Source organism: Wolbachia endosymbiont of Cardiocondyla obscurior (genome assembly GCF_902713635.1).
Classification (GTDB): domain Bacteria; phylum Pseudomonadota; class Alphaproteobacteria; order Rickettsiales; family Anaplasmataceae; genus Wolbachia; species Wolbachia pipientis.
This window is the reverse complement of sequence record NZ_CACTIU010000071.1, coordinates 1-5934: the sequence shown is the minus strand read 5'-3', so window position 1 is coordinate 5934 and position 5934 is coordinate 1. Positions and strand designations below refer to the sequence as shown.

Sequence of the window (5934 nt, the reverse complement as noted above, 5' to 3'; positions counted from 1 at the left end):
ACCCTATAGAGCATTGTTGGAATACCATCAAAAGCCGCCTCAGACCTTTAATGCATAAATATACAGACTTACAACTTCTGGTTGGTAATACCATAATGGAAATTTATCATTCATTTTAGAAAATACTATAGTTTAACGGGATCAATATCAAGGTCAGGATAGAAGCGGTAGTTTGCCAATAAGCTAGCTCCTATGCTCTTTAATGACTTAATATTACTGAGAACCTCAAGTTCAAATTTAGAGTTTTGGTCATAATGGTAACCAAGAACAACACCAGGTTTCATTTTAAAGCCACCACCCCAACCAGCACCAAAGTTTAAACCTGCATAGTACTTATCTTCTGACTTACTTGCACTATTACTAGCTGCACCTGCTAGAGATGAAGTAAGCAACACAGCCAAAACGCACAATCTCTTTATTTTCATATAACTCCTCATACAAAAAAATATATAATGCATAAGTATATATCCTTTATATTAAAAAAGATATAACTACATGTCAAAAAAAGTATAGCCATAAAATCAGATTATATAAAACGTACTACTCAGGTCTTTTATATAACTATATTTACTATCTTATTTGGTACAGCATATACAGTGCGAACTTTGCTTTGATCGATCTTACTGGACACAGAGTCTATCGCTATTTTCTTCAATTCTTCTTGAGGTAAGTTAATTGCCACCTTGATTGTTGTACGTAATTTTCCATTGATTTGCACTGCTATAGTTACCGTATCGTCAACTAATAATGATTCATCAGCTTTTGGCCAAGGTTGACCTCCTATTTCTTGCCATAGGCTTTCAGCTAGATGTGGTATGAATGGTTCGATTACTCTGATTAATATACATATACCTTCATCAATAAGAGATTTTCCAGTTTTTACGTCTATTTCAGCTATTAAATTCGTCATCTCACGAAATTTTGCCACTACACAGTTTAATCTGCAGTTTTCCAAGTCATCTGTAAGTCCGTGTAAGAGTTTATGAATTTTTTTTCTGTACTCTAGAAGTCCACCCGTAACATTTTCATTATCATAGTGTATATTTACAGGTCTTAGCTGCATGACCATACGCCACAATTTATTTACATAACGAGAACAACCTTCCACGCCATCATCGGACCATTCCATATCTTTCTCCGGAGGAGTGTCGGACAACACAAACAAGCGAGCAGTATCAGCACCATACTTTTCTATGATAAAGTTTGGGTCAACTGTATTCTTTTTCGATTTGCTCATTTTTTCAACTTTGCCCACTTGAACTTTTGCACCTCGCGCTATTAATTCTTTTGCTTCTGCGGGAAATAGCCACTTACCATTTTCGTCTTTATAAGTTGCATGGCAGACCATTCCTTGAGTGATTAAAGTAGAGAAAGGCTCTTTAATATCAAAATAGCCACATTTGGTTAAAGCACGGCAGAAAAATCTTGAATAAAGCAAATGCAGAATTGCATGTTCTATCCCACCTATATAATAATCAACAGGCATAAAACGATTACATGCATCTTTGTCTATTGATTTATCTTCACTACAGAATGCAGCAAAATACCAGGAAGATTCAAAAAAGGTGTCGAATGTATCAGTTTCACGCTCTGCTTGCTTTCCGCACTTTGGACAATCAACAAATTTCCAAGTTGGGTGCTTATCCAGCGGATTGCCACCACTTGTAAATTCTACATCTATTGGTAGAACTACAGGAAGGTCTTTTTCTGGCACTGGAACAGTTCCGCAATCTTTGCAATATATGATAGGTATAGGGCATCCCCAATAACGCTGCCTTGAAACTCCCCAATCGTGCAAACGATAGTTTATTGTTTTTTTGCCTATTTTTTTTTCTTCAAATTTTTTAACTATGGCTTCCTTTGCTTCACTAACCATTAATCCGTTTAAGAATTCGGAGTTAAACATTGTCCCGTCTCCAGTATACGCCTCCTTTGTCATCTGAGTAGCTTGACACTGGGATCCATTGTAAGAATTCTGGTCACGCGCTGGAATGACACCTAAGTGGGCTGAAGAAATAACGGGAATTATCGGCAAATTATATTTCTGTGCAAATTCAAAATCACGCTGATCATGTGCAGGGCAACCAAAAATCGCGCCTTCCCCATATTCCATCAACACAAAATTCGCTATGTAAAGCGGCAATTCCTTATCAAGAAATGGATGTTTGACGTTTAATCCGGTGTAAACTCCTATTTTTTCATCGTTCTCTCTTTTCGATTTTATTTCCTGGATCCCAGTGTCAAGCACTGGGATGACAACAGAAGAACCATTCTTTAAATCCTGCACAATAGGATGCTCTGCTGCCACTGCACAAAAAGAAGCCCCAAACAAAGTATGAGGATAAGTTGTAAAAACCTTTAATTTCTTATTCAGGCCAACTACTTCAAACTCTATAGTTGCTCCTTCAGATTTTCCTATCCAACGCTCCTGCATTGTTTTGACTTTTTCTGGCCAATTTTTCAAACTTTGCAGGCACTTGAGTAAATCTTCAGCGAAATCAGTAATCTTTAAAAACCATTGGGACAACTTACGTTTTTCAACAACTGCACCTGATCGCCATCCTTTTCCATCAACCACCTGTTCATTTGCAAGCACTGTTTGGTCCACTGGATCCCAGTTAACCCATGATTCTTTTCGATAGGCAAGCCCATGCTTTAAAAAATCCAGGAAAAATTTTTGTTCGTGTTTGTAATAATCAGGCTCACATGTGGAGAGTTCACGCTCCCAATTATAAGAAAGACCTATAGATTTCAACTGTGTACGCATATTATCTATATTCTCTTTTGTCCATGTTTCGGGGCTAATATTGTTATCCCTTGCTGCATTCTCAGCTGGTAATCCAAACGCATCCCAGCCAATTGGATGCAAAACCTCAAATCCATTAGCTCTCTTGTAACGCGCTATCACATCCCCTATTGCATAGTTACGTAAGTGTCCCATATGAATTTTACCAGATGGATATGGAAACATTTCCAACACGTAACACTTTTCTTGTTTACCACTCTTGCTTACAGAAAAATCCCATTTATCTTGATAAAATTTTTCAACACTTTTAAAATCATATTTCATATAAATCCAAATTCAATTACAGTTCATATGCATCAAAGGATCAACCGCTTGGCCATTATGTCGTATTGTGAAACACATCTGTGGATCTTTATCTTGTGTGCTTGATTTACCTGCAGATCCAATTACTTGACCTTGCTTTACTTTATCGCCAATTTCAACATGTATGTTTTTTAAATAGGAGTACACAGTCATGTAATTATCTTTGTGTTCCACTATAATTAAATTCCCATACCATCTCAGCCCTTTGCCTACATATATCACTTTGCCTGGTGCAGAGGAAACTACGTTCGTTCCATTTTGAGCAGCAATTTTTATGCCATCCTTACACATTTCATCAGAAGAGGTAGCTGAACCTTTAACTGGCATTACAAATTTACAATTTACCCCCACATTTTGTGTATTATTGTTATCTTTGTATATCCTATTTATGATGGCTTTTCTACTTTCTTTTTGCACTGAAGGCTCCCTAATTAAATGGTACTCTCTTGTATATTCCAGATCTCTTTTTCCGTAAAATTCTTCGCCTTTAAGCAGCACAGGTGCAGGTTTTTGCAGGCCACAGCCTATTAATATTGCTAATAACATAAGAAATGAGGCTATATGCCACATTTTAAACTCTCACAAAACTCCAAAATTTTAGCGAGACGTAGTGTTTCACGCCTGCTTGTTACTTTCCTCGTTATTTATTTTACTAGTTAAATAGTCCCTCAAATCGGTGAGTTCTTGCAACAAATTCTTTGTGACTTTTATATCATTACCAAATTCTTTTTGCACTCCTTTTATTGTATATCCTTTATCATATAGCATGTATTTTACTTTCTTTATGGCCTCTATACACTTGCGATCATATAGCCTTCTTCCTTTACGCTTTGTAGGCTTAATTTGATGAAATTGACCTTCCCAAAATCTCAAAACATGCTGTTCCAAATGTAGCTCTTCAGCTACTTCCCCAATCGTATAAAATAATTTTTCCTTGTTCATTAATTATTGATTGATTTTTTTATAATTTTTGAAGGCCTAAAAGAAACTGAATTTCTTGCCTGAATCATCACTTTCTCCGATGTATTTGGTATATTTCCTGGTCTTTCCTTCTTTTTCTTAACCAAGAATGTTCCAAATGACGATATTTTTACTATTCCATCCTTTACCAAGCTTGTCTTTATTTCGTCCAATATATCATCTATTATCGAAACAGAGTCTTCCTTTGATAATCCTATTTCTTGGTTTATATCTCCAGCTATCGTTGCCTTAGTTACTGTTGTGTCTTTTGTTGTAACGTGATCCATTATTGATAAATATTACAATACGTAAATATAATATAGCAATCGACTCGAGATTCAGCTACTTTATTTTTTAGAGTATGTCTCTTTTGTTGCATAATTTAAAATACCGGCAACTATCAATATCGCAAATATTGCAAAAAGTGCCATTTTATGATCTGTAAAAAGTGCTAACATTGACACTATAACTCCACTGCCAATAAACATAAATCCATTGATAATGGATGATGATGTGCTGATGTATTTTCGTTTCACAATCTCGCTGCCGACAGTAAAATTAAGCATATGTCCTCCCGCAAAAAACCCGAACATTAACATACAAAAGTACACAACGTGGACTGTTAAATGGCTGTATAGTAAAATAATAATTGAGACGCCTTGCAATAAAGCAAAAGCAGAAATTACATGTTTCCTATTTTTAAATAAGTTTGAGATTCGATCTGCAATTGGAGCACCAACTGCAAGACCAAGCCATAGTATTGCAGTTGCTATACCTGACTCCATTGCATTGAGTTCTAAGTTGCCCAGTAACCTTGGAGCCCACAAGGTATTAAGTGCTAAAAATGTTCCAAAAGTAATAGCACCCACCACTGAAGTTATCCAGATATCTCTTAATTTTAGCACTGTTAATATAGAGCACATTACTGTCTTCATAGAGCTTTTTATTGTGCGCTTTTCTGAGCTGCTTTCTGGAAGTGTGTTTGGACAAAAAAGCGTAAGTACAAATATCAACACACCAAATAGTATTATGCATACAATCAGATTTTTCCAATATGCATCTTCGGCAAGCAAGTTAGAGAACAGTATTTGAATTACCAAAGCAGAAAGGCTTGAAATTGTCTGCACTAGTGAAAACATTAGTCCAAATTGGGCAGCGGAAAAACATATGCTACTTGTGTGAGCAGCACCAATAAAACCAAATGATGCTCCAGTTGCAATCAACACTTGAGACAAAATCAAATGGGAGAAATTGTCACTATTAATAAGGACAAAAAACCCCAAGATCATAGTTGATAACGAGAAAAAATAAATTTTTTTACTGGAAAAAACATTAAACGTTGCTCCACTAAAAAATTGTAAGATGGCGAAAGTCCAAGTATATGCTGAATTAGCCAGTGCAACTTGCGCGATTGTAAGTCCAAGTTCCTTTTCGAGATTTACACTTATAAAGGTATAAATTATCTGCATGTTGCTGAATATAACAACCAAGTTACTAATCAGCCAAATGAACCAAGCCTTAGCTCTGCTTTCCATAAGATTTGTTTTTATAAGTAATCTATTAGAAATTTAACACTAAGTCTCTTTTTAAGCTATTGTTTCCTGACTACTGTTATAGCTAACCCAAAAAACGGTTTCCCTACGTCATGCCGCCGCGGTATCTCTTAGCCGCTAACAAGCAGCGGGATGACGATTGTCGGGGTGTCATCCCAGCGCCCCTATGATGTCATCCGAGTAGCCAACACTGGTTTCCATCCAAGACGGTGTCATTCCAGTGCTTGACACTGGAATGGCTTTGTTGCATCGCTCTTCGGATAGTAGGTAACGCACAATAAATTTATGAAGCTATCTCAAATTTAGCCATAC

At 36.4% G+C, this 5934-nt stretch carries 6 protein-coding genes and 1 pseudogene; all 7 read right to left on the bottom strand.

Going from position 1 to position 5934, the window contains the following annotated elements:
* Positions 1-128: 128 nt before the first annotated feature.
* A pseudogene (locus tag WOCAOBSORBRA_RS05290) lies at positions 129-425 on the bottom strand (hypothetical protein); the annotation flags it as partial.
* 128 nt (positions 426-553) lie between these two features.
* A complete protein-coding gene (leuS, locus tag WOCAOBSORBRA_RS05285) occupies positions 554-3070 on the bottom strand; it encodes a leucine--tRNA ligase (RefSeq protein ID WP_010962340.1) in 2517 nt (838 codons plus the stop codon).
* Between the two features lie 12 nt (positions 3071-3082).
* Entirely contained in the window at positions 3083-3679 is a 597-nt protein-coding gene (locus WOCAOBSORBRA_RS05280) for a murein hydrolase activator EnvC family protein (protein WP_006279879.1), read from the bottom strand.
* 45 nt (positions 3680-3724) lie between these two features.
* Positions 3725-4051 (bottom strand): MerR family transcriptional regulator, encoded by a 327-nt coding sequence (locus tag WOCAOBSORBRA_RS05275; protein WP_006279880.1) that lies wholly within the window; start codon positions 4049-4051, stop codon positions 3725-3727.
* Positions 4051-4356, bottom strand: a complete 306-nt coding sequence (locus WOCAOBSORBRA_RS05270; protein WP_006279881.1) for an integration host factor subunit alpha — start codon at positions 4354-4356, stop codon at positions 4051-4053. The genes WOCAOBSORBRA_RS05275 and WOCAOBSORBRA_RS05270 overlap by 1 nt, the downstream gene beginning before the upstream one ends.
* A gap of 60 nt (positions 4357-4416) precedes the next feature.
* Complete coding sequence (locus WOCAOBSORBRA_RS05265) at positions 4417-5604, bottom strand: MFS transporter (RefSeq protein ID WP_174516076.1); 1188 nt, start codon at positions 5602-5604, stop codon at positions 4417-4419.
* Between the two features lie 168 nt (positions 5605-5772).
* Positions 5773-5898 (bottom strand): hypothetical protein, encoded by a 126-nt coding sequence (locus WOCAOBSORBRA_RS06480; RefSeq protein ID WP_256437788.1) that lies wholly within the window; start codon positions 5896-5898, stop codon positions 5773-5775.
* Positions 5899-5934 lie beyond the last annotated feature (36 nt).